This is a genomic window from Pseudoalteromonas sp. Hal040, assembly GCF_037162425.1.
Taxonomy (GTDB): Bacteria; Pseudomonadota; Gammaproteobacteria; order Enterobacterales; family Alteromonadaceae; genus Pseudoalteromonas; species Pseudoalteromonas gelatinilytica.
Genome location: NZ_JARLUU010000001.1, coordinates 2,651,439 through 2,669,584, shown reverse-complemented (window position 1 = coordinate 2,669,584; position 18,146 = coordinate 2,651,439). Strand labels below are relative to the sequence as shown.

The following is an 18,146-nucleotide window of genomic DNA, read 5'->3' as shown; positions in this document are numbered from 1 at the left end:
TTAACCCGTTACTGTTTCAAGCTCGCCTGTGCGCCATGGTTCAATGATGATTTTGATATGGTCGTTTGGTTTAAATAACGTATCAAATGCACCTTGTACGCCGTCGATTCCGACTTTACCTGTACGCATTTTTTGCCATGCAATTTTGCCTGACGCGATGTTCTCAAGTGATTGTGCAAATTCTTCTGGCTGGTAGTAATAAGAGAAAATAAGGTCTAACTCTTTCACTGTGGCATAGGCAAAGTTAACGTTAAGGGGGGCGGTGTGTACACCTGTTACAATGATTTTTGTTTTTGATGGCGCACGTAAAATGTAGTCGTTCAATAAACGGCTTACACCGGCACATTCAAAAATAACCACCTTGTTATTATCCGCAAGTGCTGCGGCTTTAGCGACTTCATCATCAACCATAGGGTTAACATATTCTGTGGCGCCAAATTCAAGGGCAATTTGTTTTTTGCTCTCTTGTGGATCAGAGGCAACGATGTGTTTTACGCCTTGTAACTTTAATGCGGCAATTGCAGCAAGGCCAATTGGGCCACAGCCGACGACAATGGCTACATCATCATTATTCATTTGTGCGCGGTTTACTGCGTGTAGGCCAACGGCAAGAGGCTCAGTAATGGCTGCTGCTTCCGATGGAACTGCATCAGGAATAGGTAATAGCAAGGCTTCATCAACAATAAAGTATTCAGAATAAGCACCATATAGCCCAGGGTTACACCTACGCCAGCACCGCCAGCTGAAAGTAAAATAGGCACTGAGGTGACACGAGTACCTTTGGCTAATTCGCCTTTAGTATTGGGGCCGTAGCTAACGATTTCAGCAGCATATTCATGGCCTAATAACACTTCTTGGTCATCGCCAGCATCTTTTGCCATGATGCCGAGGTTTTTATAAATATCAAATACATCGCTGGTGTGGCGAGTTATATGAATATCTGAACCGCAAATACCGCAAGCAAGGCTTTTTACCAGCACTTGACCGGGCCCAGGAGTTGGAATATCAATTTGTTTTACATGCAGCTTACCATTTTGCATGGCAACAGAATTCATTTGGCTCATATGTGTGTCCTCTGTGAATGTGAAGGAAGTCCTTCATCGGTATTCTCTACACTAAGTCATAGTGCTAGTGAATATCTTGACTTTTTACGACAGAAATAGAACAAATTGCGCCAATGAGAGGCTTATACAGGGGCTAAGGGTTATTAAGTTGAGCCGCTTTAATAATTGGTCAAAAATACAAAAGGGAGCAACAAGGCTCCCTTTCTTTAAGCTGCAAAGTGCTTTTCTAAATCGTCAGAGCCACCAATGTGCTCACCGCCAATGAATATTTGCGGCACTGTTTCACGACCTGAAATCGCTTTTAAACTCGTTAATGATGCGTTTTGACCTAATACGATTTCTTCATACACATACCCTTTTGCATCTAGTAGCGCTTTAGCTTTTGTACAGAATGGGCAATTAGGTTTGGTAATAATGCTCACTGATTCTGGTTTTACTTGTGCAGGGTTGATGTAATCAAGCATGGTATCTGCATCCGACACCTCGAATGGGTCGCCTGGCTTTTGTGGCTCAATAAACATTTTTCCGATAACGCCATCTTTTACAAGCATAGAATAGCGCCAGCTGCGCTTACCAAAACCCAAGTCGTTTTTATCGACTAGCATACCCATGCCGTCAGTAAATTCGCCGTTGCCGTCTGGCAATAGGGTAATATTTTGCGCTTCTTGGTTTTGTGCCCACGCATTCATTACGAAGGTATCGTTTACAGAAATACAAACAATCTCATCAACACCGTTTTGTTTAAATACAGCAGCTAGCTCGTTATAACGTGGTAAATGAGTTGATGAGCAAGTTGGTGTAAATGCGCCAGGTAATGCAAATAGCACAACCGTCTTACCTTTAAAAATTTCGTCAGTGGTTATTGATTTCCATTGCTCGTCTACACGTGTTGCGAATGTAACGTTTGGTACTTTTTGGCCTTCGATATTGTTTAACATTGTTTTAATTCCTCTTGATTTGTTGATTGCCATTATGCGATTTAATTTATGATAGCTCCAATCGTTTGTTTGTATTAGTATGATAGGTAAAAGCTATTGGTGGTGTGGTATGAATTTAAAAGACTTCGAATATGTAAAAGCGGTGGCACATTATAAGCATTTCAGAAAAGCAGCCGATGCCTGTTATGTCAGCCAGCCGACACTAAGTGGGCAAGTTAAAAAGCTTGAACAAGAGCTGGGAGTGATCATTTTTGATCGTTCAACAAAGCAGGTTACGTTGACTGTGCAAGGTGAGCAATTACTTAAACAAATCACGCTGATCCTAGAGCAAACTCAAGTGCTGAAAGAAATTGCCGCAAGCTCACACGACCCCCTAAAAGGGAAAATAAATGTAGGTATTATTCCTACTATTGCGCCTTATTTACTGCCAACACTCTTAACCTCGATGAAGCAGGCCTTTAGTGAAACCCAGTTTTCATTTATAGAAATGCAAACAGTGCAAACGCTGGTGGCCCTTGATAATGGTGAGATTGATATTGCAATTGTTGCAGATGTGGCTGGCTTGGCACCGTATCATGTGTCGCCACTTTATAAAGAAGACTTTTTAGTCGCAGTCTCTGAGCTGCATGCTTTAGCAAAACACGCTGAAGTTGCTTTAGCTCAATTGCAAGAATGTGACTTATTAATGTTAAACGAAGGGCATTGTTTTAAAGAGCAAGCCGAGCAATTTTGCTTTTCTGCTGGGGTTGAAGTTTCGAACCAATATAAAGGAAATAGTATAGAAACCTTACTCGCGCTGGTGGCAATGGATGATGGGGTAACTTTTGTTCCTAAGCTGGCATGCACACCACGTGAAGGGGTGAAGTATTTAGCTATCTCACCAAACCAGCAACGACAAGTTGTTATTGCAACACGCATGCATTACCCGCACATAGCCGGTGTAGAGCAATTAGCCCGTTGGCTAAATGCTCATGAAGGCTTACAAGCTCATTTACTTGCTAGCAGCTAATTCAACAATATCGTTTATTTGAATATTAGGCAGTGGTTGCTTATCAATACTCATGGCCACTGCTGATTGCTGATAAAGCTGAGTCACTTTTACTTGATTAAGTGTGGTGATTTTATGGGGGAGTTTATTACCTTGTGCATCCGTTAAGTAGTTATGATGCGCAATGTTTAAAACCTCTCCCTGTTCAAGGCCGTGAGCCTTCCCTAGGTTAATGATCAGTCTATCGTTTTCGATATGCAGTATCTTACCTTGCGTGGGCAAGCAGGCCATGGCGGCTTGCAAGTCATAGGTTAGGGTTTGGTTTATATCACTAATAGCTTGGCCATAATCGGTTGCCCAAAATCGGTCGCTGTAAACATCGATGATCTCGGTTTTTTTGTATGGCCAAATGCCTTCTGTTTGGTAGCTTTTCTGCCAGAGTTTTTCGTAAGTGGTGCCATCAAATAATACATAATCCACTTTGTACGCACGCTTGAAACTATCATCTTGCCAAAATGCATAGTCATTGTTGATCTTATGATTAACCGATAAATCACGAATACGGCTCAGTAATACATATTGCGAATTACTGCGGCTAGTGATCTCCTCAAGTAGCGCGTTACTGTAATCGTATTGCTGAGTGAAAAAATGGTCTACTCGCGCCGGCATATTGTAATAGGCTGTCGGTTTAGCCGCCATTTGCGTATTACCTAAGCTGGCATATAAGTGCTCACTGATGGCTTTATTTACGTCAAAAATTTGGCCCATACGCGCTTGCTCGCGATTGGCGAGTTGGCTTTGTGTTACGGCAATAAATTTGGTGTATTGGTTTGCAGGGCATTCTTCAGCTTGAGCAAAAATATCGAGGCGAAGCGTGATGGCATAGGTGTCGTTGTGGCGGTCTTCGCTGATCAATTCTATTTTTTGGATTTCACCGTGGCTGCTTATTTTCAGCTGATCTTGTGTCAAAACCCCGTCAACTAGAGTCTGAACAGAGCTCACTCGAGCGCCAGAAAACACTAAAGCCTGAGTTATGGCATCTTTAATAGCGGCAGATTTGGCCTGGCTTGTATCGCCATTTTTCACAACCGCATGTCCTGTAGACTCAAACCACTGAGCTAAGCTATTGTTAGAAAACAAAATTGTAAAGGCTAAGCCAAGACCTTTTAAGCTGGCTATTGTTTTATTTTTCATGCTGACACCTAGCATTAAAACCAATGAATAACCTAAATGAGCAAGGACTGTACCACAGTGGCATTAAACGTGCATATTTGTAGCCAAAGAGTTTTAAGCGGAAGCAAATTATGCGAGCACTTCTATTCGGTGGGCTGGTTGCCTGCGCAGCATTGACCGGCTGCAGTAGTATTTTTGATAAACATGTAGAATACACTTACATTGAGCCAGATAGCTACCCAGTGCTTAAAGCGGTGGGGTATGCGCCAATTAGTGCTCAACCAGGTAGCAATGAATCGCGACGGTACTTTGCTTGCGATTAAAGCCTCAAAGCTTGAAGCGTATCGCGAGCTTGCTGAGCAAGTTTACGGGCAAAAAATTTCCGCAGGCACCACAGTGCAAAACAGCATTGCTCATAACGATCAATTACAAAGCCAAGTACAAGGTGTGATCAAAGGGGCGCAGGTTATTAAAACCTACGCAGTAGGGGATACCTATGCAACTGAATTACAGCTTGATATGAAACGAGTACACGACTTATACATTGGTGAAGTAAAGCCACGCCAAGTGAAAAAAGTAACGTATTATTAGGTGCAACTAAGTCTAGCTGCAGCCTAAGTTCAAAGCATAAGTTCAGCAAATTCTGCGAGCATTAAAAAAGCGCGACAACTCATTAGTTGTCGCGCTTTTTTAATGGAAATGACATTTAGGCTTTCAAGTTGTGCACGATTTTCTTATCGCCTTGAATTACGCTGCCGCCTTGATCGTAGGTCATCGATGATGGAGCGCCAATTAAAATATCTTTAAGTTGTTTAACACTTAGCTGTGCTTGATGAGCCGCATGGGCGTTTACATCGTTTTTCTTTTTGCAGCTAGTCAGTAGGGTGTTAACTTGTTTGATAAGTGCACTTACTTCGTCATCTTGCGATTCGTTGTGCGCAACAAGTTTTTGGACGTCTTTATCAATTGTTTGAATTTGCTGGAGCAAAGAGATTTTTTGTTGGGCAATACTCTTTAATCCTTCGCCACGCTTTGCAGCAATGGCTGTCAGTTCATCATCTAAAAGCGCAGCAATAGACTCCAAGCACGAAACTTGTTGTGTTAGTTTGCTAGCAATTAAATGATTATGATCAGCCATACACATCAAACTCGAATGCGGCGATGTTCTTCGCTAGTTTTTCAGCATCAATTTGGTATTTACCTTCACTGATTGCTTTTTTCAGCTCAGCAACTTTGTTGCTGTCGAAGCCTGATGACTGCTCAGCTTTTTCTTGCAAAGATTTAAGCTGTCTAGCTTGAGGAGTTAAGCTCACAGAATCTGCGCTTGCTTTTGGTGCGGCCGATTTTGCAGCGGCTGCATTAGCATTATCTTTTTGTAAATCAAGCTTTTTTTGCTTGGTATTTGTCAACACAGAAGTTTGTTGTTGACCATTATTGACATTGCTTACCATAATTTTGACCTATACATTACCCAACATATGCCTTTATATCGGCGGGCACAGCGGATACTTTAGCATAAATATAAAAAATTAAATATTTACTTGTACAGACTCGACCCCATCCACACGTGCATTTAATACTTTACCTGATTTTTTGTTTTTTACACGTACTAATTCGTCTAACGTGCCATCTTCTAAAGCAATTCCCGTGGTTTTAATTCTCAAGCCGCGTAACGAAGCATAAATAGTAACGTTATCGCCTTTACAAACCATACAAACCTGGCTCATAACAATAGGTGTGCCATCACGTAAATTGCGCTTACTGCGACTACCAATGAGTATAGTCTCATCTTGTACATATTGCGTTCTGACAAATTGTTTAGGTTTCATTTCTAGGCGCAAGTGCTCAGCTCGAATAACCTCGCCACGTGCTAAATTAGTGGTTACAACAACCACAGGTTCGAGCTCTATAATGCGAACGTGAACGTATTGGGTCCAACTATTTAAGTCTTGGCACTTAAGTTGTACAGTTACCTGCCGATTAAAAGGAGGCTCTGTCGGTAACTCTTTGTTTATTGGTGACTCACACAGTCTCTCTGGAATGCGACCATCTAATGGTAAAGCACTAATTTGCGGTGTGGTGTCCAGATCAGGGAGCTGTTCACTAACAAAATCGACAGCGATTTGTTGAAGTTGCTCGTTATTATAAACTTCTGCCTGTAGTTGTGTTGCAAACAACAGGCTAGTAAGAAAATAAAAAACACTGTATCTTCGGCTTTTTTTAACAAACTCATATTGTTTCGACTATGCTTATTGTTGAAAACAAGGTATAAATATTTTGCGTCAAAAAACAGACGCTTCGTAACCTTATGTAGCTTTAACACAAAGAAGGCAATTATTGTTCCAGCTCTGATTGTTTATCTTTAGGAGATTGAAATGGCAGGCATTTTAGACTCAGTTAACCAGCGTACTCAGTTGGTTGGGCAAAACCGCCTTGAATTACTATTATTCAAACTCAGAGGGCGACAACGCTTTGGTATCAACGTGTTTAAAGTAAGAGAGGTTTTGCAATGCCCACCACTTACTAACATGCCAAAATCAAATGCGTACATTCGTGGTGTTGCGCATATCCGTGGTCAGACTATCTCAGTGATTGATTTATCGATGGCTGTGGGTGGCCCTGCAATCGAAAACATTAAAGACAGTTTTATCATCATTGCCGAGTATAACCGTTCAGTGCAAGGTTTCTTAGTTGGCGGTGTTGAACGTATCGTTAATATGAACTGGGAAAAAATAATGCCACCACCATCAGGTGCTGGTCGTTATTCATACCTAACAGCGGTCACAGAAATTGAAAACGAGTTAGTTGAAATTCTTGACGTTGAAAAAATCTTAAATGAAATTTGCCCTGTGAATACCGAAGTGAGTGCTGAGGTTGTTGGTGATGGCGAAATTCAGCGTGATTTAGGCGAGCGTATCGTCTTTATTGCAGATGACTCTGCGGTCGCTCGAAATCAAGTGAAACGTGCGCTTGAACCTTTAGGTGTGCAAACTGAGCTTGCTAAAAACGGTAAAGAAGCATTATTACGTTTACGCGAGATTGCTCAACTGGATTGTAAAAATGATATTACTGAGCGCGTTGGCTTATTGATATCAGATGTAGAAATGCCAGAAATGGATGGTTATACACTGACCGCCGAAATCAAAGCAGATCCAAAATTATCACCTTTACATGTGATCTTGCATACCTCTCTAAGTGGGGTATTTAACCAAGCAATGATCGAAAAAGTAGGTGCCGATGATTTTATTGCAAAATTTAACCCAGATGAATTAGCAACAGCTGTGAAAAAGTGGGTTCATTGTGATTAATTATTTATAGGTGGTATTACTTTGGAAAATAAGCATTTACAACAAAGCGAATACGATCAATTCCGCTCTTTCTTAGAGCAACAATGTGGCATCGTGCTTGGTGACAACAAACTGTATTTAGTTAAAAGTCGCCTCGCACCGCTTATGGCTCGCTTTAATGTTGAGTCATTATCACAGCTGGTAAGTAAAACTTTAAGTCCTCACGAGAGGCAGCTTCGTGCCGCTGTGGTTGATGCGATGACCACTAATGAAACGCTTTGGTTTCGTGACCAATACCCGTTTGAATTATTGAAAACTAAGCTTTTTCCTGAGCTTAAAGATGTCCGTAGGCCACTAAAAATATGGTCAGCGGCAAGTTCATCAGGGCAAGAGCCGTATTCGATTGCCATGTCGGTTGCCGAGTTTCAGTCTAAAAATCCGGGTGTATTAAAAATGGGTGCGCAAATTATTGGCACAGATATTTCTAATACTATGCTTGATATGTGTAAAAATGCTGAATATGACGCATTGGCACTTGCTCGTGGTCTGTCGATGGAAAGACGTCAAAAATTCTTTAAAGATAGCGGCAATGGAATGGCTCAGGTTACTGACCCAATAAGAAAAATGGTCAGCTTTAGACATTTAAACTTATTGGATTCATACGCTTTAATGGGCAAGTTTGACATTATATTCTGCCGCAATGTGTTGATTTACTTCTCACCGGAAGTAAAAGCGAAAATCATTGCGCAGTTTGCACAAGCTTTAAACCCAAAAGGCTACCTGTTTTTAGGTGCGTCAGAGTCAATGGCGGGCTTAAGTGATAGCTTTGATATGGTTCGTTGTAACCCGGGTATCATCTATCAGAAAAAGTAAACTCTCCTTAGCAACCTAGTTCTTAGGTTGCTAAATAAGCCTATTTTTCAACATCTTATATAATTAAAAATCACTCTTTATTTTTGGCTTACCTTTTGCATTATCCCCTGTAGAGTCAATTTTTTGGAGATGGTTATGGCTATCAGTTTTGATAAAGCATTTGGTGTTCATCCTCATGCGATGTTGATCCGTTCACAACGCGCTGAGTTATTAGCGACAAATATCGCTAATGCTGATACGCCGGGCTACAAAGCGAAAGATATCGATTTTGCCTCGGCATTAAAAGCGGCAAAAAGCAACCAACAGGGCGGCAATAGCATGGTTCGAACCGATGCAAAACATATTGCCGGAGGCAGTCGTTTTGTTGGTAGTGCTGAAATGTTTCGTACGCCAAATCAAGCAGATACAGGTGATGGTAACTCTGTTGATATACAAGTGGAACGAAACTTGTATGTACAAAACTCATTAGAGTATCAGGCAAGCCTGCAATTTATGAGTAGTAAAATTTCAGGCCTTAAAAAAGCCCTCGGTAGTCAAGGAGCTTAATCATGAGTTTGTATAATGTTTTTGATATTTCAGCAACCGGTATGACCGCGCAAAATGTTCGCCTTAATACCACAGCCAGTAATATCTCGAATGCGAATACGATTAGTTCTAGCCAAGACAAAACGTATCGAGCGCGCCATCCTGTTTTTGCAGCAGAGTTGACCAAAGCGTCATCGTCACAAAGCAATCCTCAGGGCTCTTCTGTTGGTGTTAAAGTGTTAGGCATTGTAGAGAGCGATAAGCCACTACAAATTGAATATAACCCGAACCACCCAAGTGCGGATGAAAATGGTTATATCTACAAACCTAACGTTAATGTCGTAGAAGAAATGGCAAATATGATTTCTGCCTCTCGCTCTTACCAAACAAATGTGCAAGTTGCTGATGCAGCTAAGCAAATGTTAAGTAAAACACTGTTGTTAGGACAACGGTAATCGAGGATAAGTTATGAGTAACGACATCAGCTCTGCATCATCATCCTATTTGGATAGCTTGCGTTGGAATCAAAGTAATACGCAAACAACTGAAGAAGACAACAACACGCTTTCTCAGGAAGATTTCTTTTCGTTGTTAACACAGCAGTTGTCGTTCCAGGATCCGAGTAATCCTGCAGATAACGATCAAATGATTGCGCAAATGACGAACTTCACTATGGCTGAAGGTATTTCAAACTTAAATGAAAAGTTTGATTCACTCACTGCGTCAATGACATCGAACTCTGCATTACAAGCTTCAACGCTTGTGGGTAAACAAGCACTGCTTGAATCCGACACCATTGATTTTGATGGTGAAAATGCAGCAAAAGGCTCGGTGGTTGCTGAAACAGCGGTTGAAACACTGACGCTGAGAATTACAGATTCATCAGGCCAGTTAGTACGCACCATTGATTTAGGATCTCAGTCAGCAGGTGCACTGCGTTTTGAGTGGGATGGAAAAGATAACGATGGCAATGTACTCCCTGAAGGTGAGTATGACATCAGTGCTGAAGGCTATGTAAATGGTGACTACAGCAGCCTGCCAATGGCGACCTTTAAAAATATTGAAAGTGTCAATATCAATGGTAGCAGCGGCATTATCGTAAATACAAAAGAGGGTGCGGTTAGGCTGACTGATATAGCTGAAATCGCATAAGTAAAAAAGGTTTGGGTTAGCTTAGGCTAAGAGATAGGTTAGAGGTGAGTTATGAGCTTCAATATTGCATTAACAGGTTTAGCAGCCGCGCAAAAAGATTTAGACGTTACCGCAAATAACATTGCGAACGTGAATACTACGGGCTTTAAAGAGTCTCGTGCAGAGTTTGCTGATGTGTACGCATCATCAGTATTTAGCTCTGGTAAAACAAAAAATGGTGACGGTGTAAGAACAACAATGGTGGCACAGCAATTCCACCAAGGTTCGTTATCGTTCACAAATAACTCTTTAGATTTAGCGATTACGGGTGAAGGTTACTTCGCCATGGCTAATGACTTAGGTGCACAAGACTTTACTTATACGCGTGCTGGTGCGTTCAAACTTAATAAAGATAACTTTATTGTTGATGCGAGCGGCAATTACTTACAAGGTTTCCCTGTTGATGAAGCAACCGGTGATACAACCTCTGTTAGTTTAAGTACTTCATCTGCACTACAAATTCCTGACGCTTCAGGTTCACCGCGTGCAACGACGAATGTTTACTCATCATTTAACCTTGATTCACGTGCCTCTGCGCCAACAGTGACACCATTTGATCCTGAAACAAGTGCGACTTACAACAGTTCAACGTCGACAACTGTATATGATTCATTAGGTGAGCCACATATTTTACAATTCTTCTTTGTGAAAACTGACTCAGCAACTACAGGTAATGAGAATGAGTGGGAAGTGTATGCAACACTTGATGAAAAGCCATTTGATTCTAGTGGTGTAGAGCAAACAACAACACCTTATACTCCATTAACTACATTCCAATTTGATGCGAGCGGTTTACCACTTAGCACGGATGGTGTTGCAAATACAGATACAACCTTTAACCCTTTAACCCTACCAAATGGTGCCGGTGCTGCAACAGGTCTATCTGATTTACTTTCTAATGGTGCGAGCTTCCCAGATGATGTAACAATGAACTGGCGTGATGAAGCGGCAACAGCGAATAAAGTACCAACTCAATATGCAAGTAACTTTGAAGTGAAAGCACTTGAGCAAGACGGTGCGACGGTAGGTCGTCTATCGGGTATTGATATCGGCTCTGATGGTAAAATTGTTGCATCGTATAGTAATGGTGATACCTCGTTCTTAGGTCAAGTTGCAATGGTTCGTTTTTCGAACTCACAAGGTTTACAGCAAGTAGGTAATACTTCTTGGAAGAAGAGTTTAACGTCAGGTGAGCCAATTGCTGGTGAACCAGGTTCAGGTACTTTAGGTTCAATCAACTCATCAGCACTTGAGCAATCAAATGTTAACTTAACGAATGAACTTGTTGATTTGATTAGTGCGCGACGTAACTTCCAAGCTAACTCACGTGCGCTTGAGGTTAACTCAACACTACAACAAAACATCCTACAGATCCGTTAATCTTAACGGCTCTAAGCATAATCCGACACGAAGGCTGCTCCCTCTATTGGCAGCCTTTTTTCATTCTAGCAGCTCATTTTTCTCTCCTATTTCAGCGTCAATTTTACTTTGGCACTTTTATTGCATTTCTTAGTTATCGTATTTTTAGTGAGTCAATGTTATGGACAAAATGGTCTACATTGCCATGTCGGGTGCTAAGCAAAGTTTGCGCGGTCTTGAGCTCAAGGCTAACAATCTTGCGAACGCTAACACCACTGGCTTTAAAGCTGATTTTGCACAAGCTCGCTCTATGCAAGCCTTCGGGGAAGGTCTGCCATCTAGGGTGTTTGCAATGCAAGAACGCCCAGGATCTAACATGCAATCAGGTGGTTATGTAGAAACTGGCCGTGAGCTTGATATTGCTATGAGTGACCGTGGTTGGTTGAGTGTACAAGATGCATCAGGCAATGAGGCGTACACCAAAACAGGCACATTAAACATTACTCCAGATGGCGCGTTGATCACCAGCCATGGCCGTCAAGTAATTGGCGAAGGTGGTCCAATCATTCTGCCATTACCTATCGAGAAAGTTGAGTTTAGTGAAGATGGTGCTATCCAGGTTCGCCCGCAAGGTGCACCAGCGAACTTTTTAGAAGTGGTTGATCGCTTAAAAGTGATTGAGGCTGATAACACTCAGCTTGAAAAAGGTAATGACGGTTTATTTCGACCAAAAGAAGACATGCTGATCAATGACCTGTGTGGTTTTTGTGATATTTCGCCAAATGTGAAAGTACTATCGGGAACGCTTGAAATGTCAAACGTAAACCCGGTTCATGAAATGGTCGACATGATCAGCAATCAACGCCAATTTGAATTACAAGTTAAATTGATGAAAACAGCCGAAGAGCTCGATGAGCGTCAAGATCAGCTGTTACGCATTGTTTAAGATGACTGAGAGGGTAGAGTTATGAATCCTGCATTATGGATCAGTAAAACCGGGCTTGACGCCCAGCAAACCGATATTTCGGTGATCTCAAATAATCTCGCGAATGCCAGCACGGTCGGTTACAAAAAAAGCCGCGCCGTATTTGAAGATTTACTATATCAAAACATCAACCAACCAGGTGGTCGTTCGTCACAAGACACTGAAATGCCATCAGGCTTAATGCTTGGTGCGGGTGCCAAAGTGGTTGCCAACCAAAAGAACTTTTCACAAGGTAACATGCTTACCACTGAAAATTCATTGGACTGGATGATTTCAGGCCCAGGTTTTTTTGAAGTGCAATTACCAGATGGCAACATTGCCTACTCGCGTAACGGTCAATTCACGACTGACGAAGATGGCCGCATTGTAACGTCGGGCGCGGGTTTTCCTTTGCAACCTGAAATGAACGTTCCAGACGATGCGCAATCAATTACTGTTTCACAAGACGGTGAAGTGTCAGTGCGTATTTCAGGGCAGCCAGACAACGTGGTCATTGGTCAGCTAACGATTAGTGATTTTATTAATCCATCGGGTCTTGAGCCTATGGGACAAAACTTATACACAGAAACCGCTGTAAGTGGTGCGCCTGTGCAAGGTAACCCAGGTATCGATGGTTTAGGTACGGTGGTTCAAGGTTCCCTTGAAACCTCTAACGTGAATGTAACTGAAGAGCTTGTTAACTTGATCGAAACACAACGAATTTATGAAATGAATTCAAAAGTGATTTCAGCGGTTGATGAAATGCTTAGTTACATCAATCAACAGCTTTAATGGGTAGGAGGCAGCATGCGTAATATTATCTTAGTCACATCGGCAGCATTAATGCTGGGTGGTTGTATGACAACGCAAAATCATCATGTGGTTCAGGATGACCCTTACTATGCGCCTATGTACCCTGAGCCAACAACAGAGCCGATGGTACCTACAGGATCGTTGTTTGATAGTTACTCATCAAACGATTTGTACTCGGATAAAAAGGCACTGCGTGCTGGCGATATCATTACGGTTAAATTACAAGAATCAACGCAAGCCACCAAAGCCGCTAAAACCGAGACCGACAAAGAAACGGATGCCAGTTTAGACCCTGTTATAGGCCTTGGCGGTAACCCGGTTAACATTGGTGGTGACAGCATTCAGTTTGGTATTGGCTCTGGGGCATCATTTAAAGGTGACTCAAAGTCTAACCAATCAAACAGCTTATTTGGTGATATTTCTGTCAATGTGATGCGTGTTCTACCCAATGGCAACTTGGTTATTCGCGGTGAAAAATGGCTCACTTTGAATACCGGTGAAGAGTTTATTCGCTTAGAAGGTTTGGTTCGTCCTGAAGATGTTGCCGCAGATAACACGGTCACATCAAATCGTATTGCTAATGCGCGCATTCAATATTCAGGTAAAGGGCAAATTCAAGAAACGCAAAGTGCAGGTTGGCTGTCTCGTTTCTTTAGTAGTTCGCTTTTCCCATTTTAGAGGAATAAAGTCATGAATGGGTTTAAATACATCATCGCTCTTTGCTTGATTAGCCTGCAGTTTTCTGCACAGGCTGAGCGAGTCAAAGATGTATCTATGGTTGAGGGCGTGCGCTCAAACCAATTAGTGGGGTATGGTTTAGTGGTTGGTTTACCAGGTACAGGTGAGCAAAGCCGATTTACTCAACAAAGCTTTAAAGCCATGTTGAATGGCTTTGGTATCACTTTACCTGATAGCTTAAAACCTAAAATTAAAAATGTTGCTGCTGTGGCAGTGCATGCTGAGTTACCAGCGTTCAGAAAGCCTGGTCAAACCATTGATATTACCGTGTCGTCTATTGGTAGTGCGGGCAGTTTACGTGGCGGTACATTGTTACAAACCTTCTTAAAAGGGGTTGATGGCAATACTTATGCAATTGCGCAAGGTAGCTTAGTAGTTGGTGGTTTAGGTGCAGAAGGTGCTGATGGTAGCCGTGTAATTATTAACACGCCAACAGTGGGTCGTATTCCAAATGGTGCTATTGTTGAACGTGCTATTAAGAGCCCATTTATGCAAGGTGACTACATTACCTTCAATTTAAATCGTCCAGATTTCACAACGGCAAAACGCTTAGAGCAAACCATTAATGACTTAGTGGGTCCTGACAGCGCTCAGGCAATCGATGCAGCCTCTGTTCGTGTATTGGCACCACGTGATGCATCTCAACGTGTTGCGTATTTGTCTACCCTTGAAAACTTAGAGTTTAAACCGGCAGATACCGCAGCAAAAATTATTGTCAATTCGCGCACAGGTACAATTGTGATTGGCAAAAACGTGAAGCTACAGCCAGCAGCTATTACCCATGGTGGTTTAACGGTCACCATTGCTGAGCAGCAAAATGTCTCACAGCCAAATGCCTTAAGTGATGGTGAAACCACGGTTACCAATCAAAGCATTATTGATGTCAATGAAGATGACTCACGTGCTTTTGTTTTCAATCCGGGTGTTAATCTAGATGACCTCGTTCGCGCAATCAATGAAGTGGGGGCCGCGCCGGGGGATTTAATGGCAATTCTTGAAGCTTTAAAAGAAGCGGGGGCGATAAACGGGCAACTGGTTATCATTTAAATTAAAACGCGCTTTCGGGCGCGTTTTTTGTTTCTATACCTCTTAATCCTTCAGTGTATAAATATCAGTCAAAACCTTGACCCTGAAGTTACTCAAATCCTGTATCCATTATTAGCCATTCATTTATAAAGTTTTTTATTGGCGCAATTTTTGCATTTTAATTTTCATTATTAACTATTGTGTCAAAAAGCTGATGGATACTAATCATCTCGACAAGCAAAACTTTTTTGATTTAGGCAACTTAGACTCGTTACGTCAAAGTGCGCTAAAAAGTGATGCCTCTAGTGATGCGTCAAAAGAGGCGCTGAAAAAAGCGGCGGCACAATTTGAATCTATTTTCACTCAAATGCTGCTCAAAAGTATGCGTAAGGCAAATGAAGCGTTTGAAGATAAAGACAGCCCATTTAATTCAAGCGGTGTTAAGTTTTTTGAAGAGATGCATGACCAGCAGATGTCGGTTGAGCTTTCATCAAAAGGTTCGCTCGGCTTAGCTGACTTAATCGTTCAGCAGCTCTCGCCAGATGGTAAACAGTTTACCCCGGGGTCTGTGCTTAGAACGACGGCTGAGTTTGATAGTGATAAACGCGCCCGCGGCATAACGAATGACAGCCATGACATTAAATCTGAGCCACAGCCTGTTGCAGATACATCAGCAAACGAGCAAACAGATAATCGTTTTGAAGATGCTGAGTCATTCATTAGCTCTATTTGGGAGCACGCAAAAAATGCAGCACAGAAGATTGGTTTAAACCCTGCAGTGATGGTGGCTCAAGCAGCCCTTGAAACAGGCTGGGGAAAACACATCATCAGCAAAGCTGATGGCACAAGTAGTAACAACTTATTCAATATTAAATCGGATAGAAGCTGGCAAGGTGACAAAGCGAGTAAAGTCACGCTTGAATTTGAACAAGGCGTGCCTGTTAAAAAGCAAGCTAGTTTCCGCTCTTATCAATCGATTAAAGACAGTGTTAACGATTTTGTGGATTTCTTAAATGAAAACCCACGTTATCAAGAAGCACTTAATAATACCGCAGAGCCTGCTGCCTTTTTAGATTCGTTACAAAAAGCAGGTTATGCAACTGATCCAAATTATGCCGATAAAATTAAGCAGGTATTGAAGCGCGTTGAGCTTCAAAGCGTCGCTGCTTCATTGGTACGTTAAGGAGTAGACCCTCATGTCATTTAGCTTATATGACATAGCAAATGCCGGTGTAAGAGCTAACTCTGAGCTTTTACAAACCACCAGTAAGAACATCGCCAACGTTAATACCGAGGGCTATGTGCGTGAGCGCACTGAGTTCACAACCATGATCGACAACCAAGTAGGTCGTGGTGAAACGTATCGTTTACTGAATGAATTTGCGCAAAAGCAATTAAATAGAGATACCTCAAATAAAGCATTCTTTGATCAGTTTGTGACTGAAGCAAGCCGTGTAGATAGCTTGTTCTCTGAAGAGTCAAACAGCTTATCAACCAGTATCAATTCGTTTTTTAACAACGTACAAGAAAGCTTAAATCAACCGTCATCAACAGTTGCACGCTCATTGGTAATGACTGATGCACAAAACTTGATTGATCAAATGGACAGATTATCGAGCATTGTGGTCGACCAAAAAGCGGTGGTGAATGAGCAACTAGAAATTTTTTCTGAAGAAGCCAATAACCTGATCCAAAATATCAGTGATCTAAATACTAAGATTGCATCAGTTCACGGTACTGATCGTGAGTCAGTATCAAGTGGTTTATACAATGAGCGCGATAAAGCGATTCGTGATTTATCTGAGCTGATTGATATTGAAACACTCGACGGTAATAACGGTGAAAAACAAGTCTATTTAGGCTCTGGTCAAGCACTTGTCATGCAAAGTGGCTCATTTAACCTATTTTCATTCAGTGGCGATCCTGATCCTAATTTTAAAGAACTGAGACTCGATGTGAACGGTGGCAAAGCTGTGCCGCTTGATGTCGATGTGAGTAAGTTAAAAGGTAAAATTGGCGGCTTGTTGGCGTTTCGTGACGATATTTTAGTGCCAGCGCAAAACCAACTTGGTCAAATGGGATTAGCGTTAGCTGATGCCTTTAATCAGCAAAACCGTTTAGGTATGGATGCTAATGGTGAAATTGGTGGTGATATTTTTGCGATTCCAACCGTTGATGCGTTTGGCTATCAAGCTAATACGGGCACATCAACAATGACGGCAACGGTGGAACCAGGTAAAGGCAGCGAATTGCCAGCAAGTGATTTTATTATTACCTATACCAGTGCAACCACCGTTGAAATTCAGGCAATCGATAACAAAGGTGAGCCCATTGGGAGTGCGTCAACAGCCAATGTAACAGCAGGTGTGATTGATTCATCAACCATCACTGGCGGTGAAGCGTTTGGTTTACAGCTTAATGTAACCGGTGCTGCAAATACCGGTGACCAATTTATGGTGAAGCTAAATTCACAAGCTGCAACGAGCCTAGAGCTTGAAACTGAGCGCCCTGAAGACCTAGCATTAGCATCGCCTATTCGAACTGCGAACGATATCAATAATACCAGTGATGCAAGTATTTCTGCTGGCACAGTGTCTGATATTGATAACTCAACGGGGATCACGGTTGGTCCACCACCGAGCTTGGCGAATGGTGATATCACACTTGTGAAAACGGCGAATGCTAACGAATATCAAATCACAGACGGCAACGGTACATCGACGTTTACCATAACACCGCCTGCTGAGAATATTCTTGCTCAAGCAGGGGCGCCTTATGATACCTACGGTTTTGACTTCAATATTGAAGGCTCACCTGCAACAGGTGATACCTTCACACTTGAGTTTAACACCGGGGGTTTTGACGATAACCGCAATGGCTTGTTATTAGCTAATTTACAAAACGGTGAGCTAGTGCGTCAAAATGTTGAAGCAAGTAGTACTGCTGATAATCATAAAACCTTTAATCAAGCTTATTCGGCCATTGTCACTGATATTGGTGTTGTGACCAGTCAAGCTCAAACCAATGGTGCGGCTTTTACAGCATTGGCTGATCAGTCTGAAGCTTGGTATGAATCGCTATCAGGTGTAAACCTTGATGAAGAAGCGGCTAACTTACTGCGTTTTCAACAATCGTATGCAGCATCAGCACAGGTACTTGCAACAGCACGTACTATTTTTGACACCTTATTAAGTGCGGCGAGGTAAT

At 42.1% G+C, this 18,146-nt stretch carries 20 protein-coding genes and 1 pseudogene; 14 read left to right on the top strand and 7 right to left on the bottom strand.

The annotated features are described in order from the left end of the window. The 3 genes from P4S60_RS12385 to P4S60_RS12375 form a co-directional block, all read right to left on the bottom strand. Positions 1–669, bottom strand: a complete 669-nt coding sequence (locus P4S60_RS12385) for a zinc-binding dehydrogenase (protein WP_337116133.1) — start codon at positions 667–669, stop codon at positions 1–3. Beyond that, a complete protein-coding gene (locus tag P4S60_RS12380) occupies positions 588–1,064 on the bottom strand; it encodes an alcohol dehydrogenase catalytic domain-containing protein (protein WP_337116132.1) in 477 nt (158 codons plus the stop codon). The genes P4S60_RS12385 and P4S60_RS12380 overlap by 82 nt, the downstream gene beginning before the upstream one ends. A 206-nt stretch (positions 1,065–1,270) precedes the next feature. Continuing rightward, a complete protein-coding gene (locus P4S60_RS12375; protein ID WP_337116131.1) occupies positions 1,271–2,002 on the bottom strand; it encodes a glutathione peroxidase in 732 nt (243 codons plus the stop codon). 109 nt (positions 2,003–2,111) lie between these two features. On the opposite strand from P4S60_RS12375, the gene P4S60_RS12370 reads away from it, so the two are divergent. Further along, positions 2,112–3,011 (top strand): LysR substrate-binding domain-containing protein, encoded by a 900-nt coding sequence (locus P4S60_RS12370; protein WP_337116130.1) that lies wholly within the window; start codon positions 2,112–2,114, stop codon positions 3,009–3,011. On the opposite strand, the gene P4S60_RS12365 is transcribed toward P4S60_RS12370, so the two are convergent. After that, positions 2,994–4,184: a flagellar assembly protein FlgT gene (locus tag P4S60_RS12365; RefSeq protein ID WP_337116129.1), complete on the bottom strand. Its 1,191-nt coding sequence runs from the start codon at positions 4,182–4,184 to the stop codon at positions 2,994–2,996. The genes P4S60_RS12370 and P4S60_RS12365 overlap by 18 nt on opposite strands. A gap of 110 nt (positions 4,185–4,294) precedes the next feature. Here P4S60_RS12365 and P4S60_RS12360 point away from each other — a divergent pair. Next, a pseudogene (locus tag P4S60_RS12360) lies at positions 4,295–4,754 on the top strand (LPP20 family lipoprotein). Between the two features lie 115 nt (positions 4,755–4,869). Here the strand turns inward: P4S60_RS12360 and flgN are convergent. The 3 genes from flgN to flgA all read right to left on the bottom strand — a co-directional run bounded on the left by flgN (position 4,870) and on the right by flgA (position 6,340). Then, on the bottom strand, positions 4,870–5,301 hold the full coding sequence (flgN, locus tag P4S60_RS12355; RefSeq protein ID WP_063706507.1) for a flagellar protein FlgN: 432 nt from the start codon (positions 5,299–5,301) through the stop codon (positions 4,870–4,872). Then, positions 5,294–5,614 (bottom strand): flagellar biosynthesis anti-sigma factor FlgM, encoded by a 321-nt coding sequence (gene flgM, locus P4S60_RS12350; protein WP_063706509.1) that lies wholly within the window; start codon positions 5,612–5,614, stop codon positions 5,294–5,296. The genes flgN and flgM overlap by 8 nt, the downstream gene beginning before the upstream one ends. Before the next feature lie 78 nt (positions 5,615–5,692). After that, entirely contained in the window at positions 5,693–6,340 is a 648-nt protein-coding gene (gene flgA, locus P4S60_RS12345) for a flagellar basal body P-ring formation chaperone FlgA (protein WP_337116128.1), read from the bottom strand. 198 nt (positions 6,341–6,538) lie between these two features. Here flgA and P4S60_RS12340 point away from each other — a divergent pair, with 198 nt between their 5' ends. The 12 genes from P4S60_RS12340 (at position 6,539) to flgK (ending at position 18,145) form a co-directional block, all read left to right on the top strand. Then, a complete protein-coding gene (locus P4S60_RS12340) occupies positions 6,539–7,471 on the top strand; it encodes a chemotaxis protein (RefSeq protein WP_063706513.1) in 933 nt (310 codons plus the stop codon). A gap of 21 nt (positions 7,472–7,492) precedes the next feature. After that, complete coding sequence (locus P4S60_RS12335) at positions 7,493–8,323, top strand: CheR family methyltransferase (RefSeq protein WP_337116127.1); 831 nt, start codon at positions 7,493–7,495, stop codon at positions 8,321–8,323. 135 nt (positions 8,324–8,458) lie between these two features. Further along, positions 8,459–8,869, top strand: a complete 411-nt coding sequence (gene flgB, locus P4S60_RS12330; RefSeq protein WP_105181426.1) for a flagellar basal body rod protein FlgB — start codon at positions 8,459–8,461, stop codon at positions 8,867–8,869. Positions 8,870–8,871: 2 nt separating this feature from the next. Further along, positions 8,872–9,303 (top strand): flagellar basal body rod protein FlgC, encoded by a 432-nt coding sequence (flgC, locus tag P4S60_RS12325; protein ID WP_063706519.1) that lies wholly within the window; start codon positions 8,872–8,874, stop codon positions 9,301–9,303. 13 nt (positions 9,304–9,316) lie between these two features. Beyond that, a complete protein-coding gene (locus P4S60_RS12320; protein ID WP_063706521.1) occupies positions 9,317–10,000 on the top strand; it encodes a flagellar hook assembly protein FlgD in 684 nt (227 codons plus the stop codon). A 51-nt stretch (positions 10,001–10,051) separates the two neighbouring features. Further along, positions 10,052–11,419, top strand: a complete 1,368-nt coding sequence (flgE, locus tag P4S60_RS12315; protein WP_337116126.1) for a flagellar hook protein FlgE — start codon at positions 10,052–10,054, stop codon at positions 11,417–11,419. A gap of 160 nt (positions 11,420–11,579) precedes the next feature. Further along, positions 11,580–12,344, top strand: a complete 765-nt coding sequence (locus P4S60_RS12310) for a flagellar basal body rod protein FlgF (protein WP_063706524.1) — start codon at positions 11,580–11,582, stop codon at positions 12,342–12,344. 21 nt (positions 12,345–12,365) lie between these two features. After that, positions 12,366–13,154, top strand: a complete 789-nt coding sequence (gene flgG / locus P4S60_RS12305; protein ID WP_063706526.1) for a flagellar basal-body rod protein FlgG — start codon at positions 12,366–12,368, stop codon at positions 13,152–13,154. 15 nt (positions 13,155–13,169) lie between these two features. Further along, positions 13,170–13,853: a flagellar basal body L-ring protein FlgH gene (flgH, locus tag P4S60_RS12300; protein WP_063706528.1), complete on the top strand. Its 684-nt coding sequence runs from the start codon at positions 13,170–13,172 to the stop codon at positions 13,851–13,853. A gap of 12 nt (positions 13,854–13,865) precedes the next feature. Then, on the top strand, positions 13,866–14,960 hold the full coding sequence (locus P4S60_RS12295; protein ID WP_054553304.1) for a flagellar basal body P-ring protein FlgI: 1,095 nt from the start codon (positions 13,866–13,868) through the stop codon (positions 14,958–14,960). A gap of 193 nt (positions 14,961–15,153) precedes the next feature. Continuing rightward, positions 15,154–16,122, top strand: coding sequence for a flagellar assembly peptidoglycan hydrolase FlgJ (gene flgJ, locus P4S60_RS12290; protein WP_337116125.1), 969 nt, complete (start codon positions 15,154–15,156; stop codon positions 16,120–16,122). A gap of 13 nt (positions 16,123–16,135) precedes the next feature. Then, on the top strand, positions 16,136–18,145 hold the full coding sequence (flgK, locus tag P4S60_RS12285; RefSeq protein WP_337116124.1) for a flagellar hook-associated protein FlgK: 2,010 nt from the start codon (positions 16,136–16,138) through the stop codon (positions 18,143–18,145). Position 18,146: the final 1 nt, after the last annotated feature.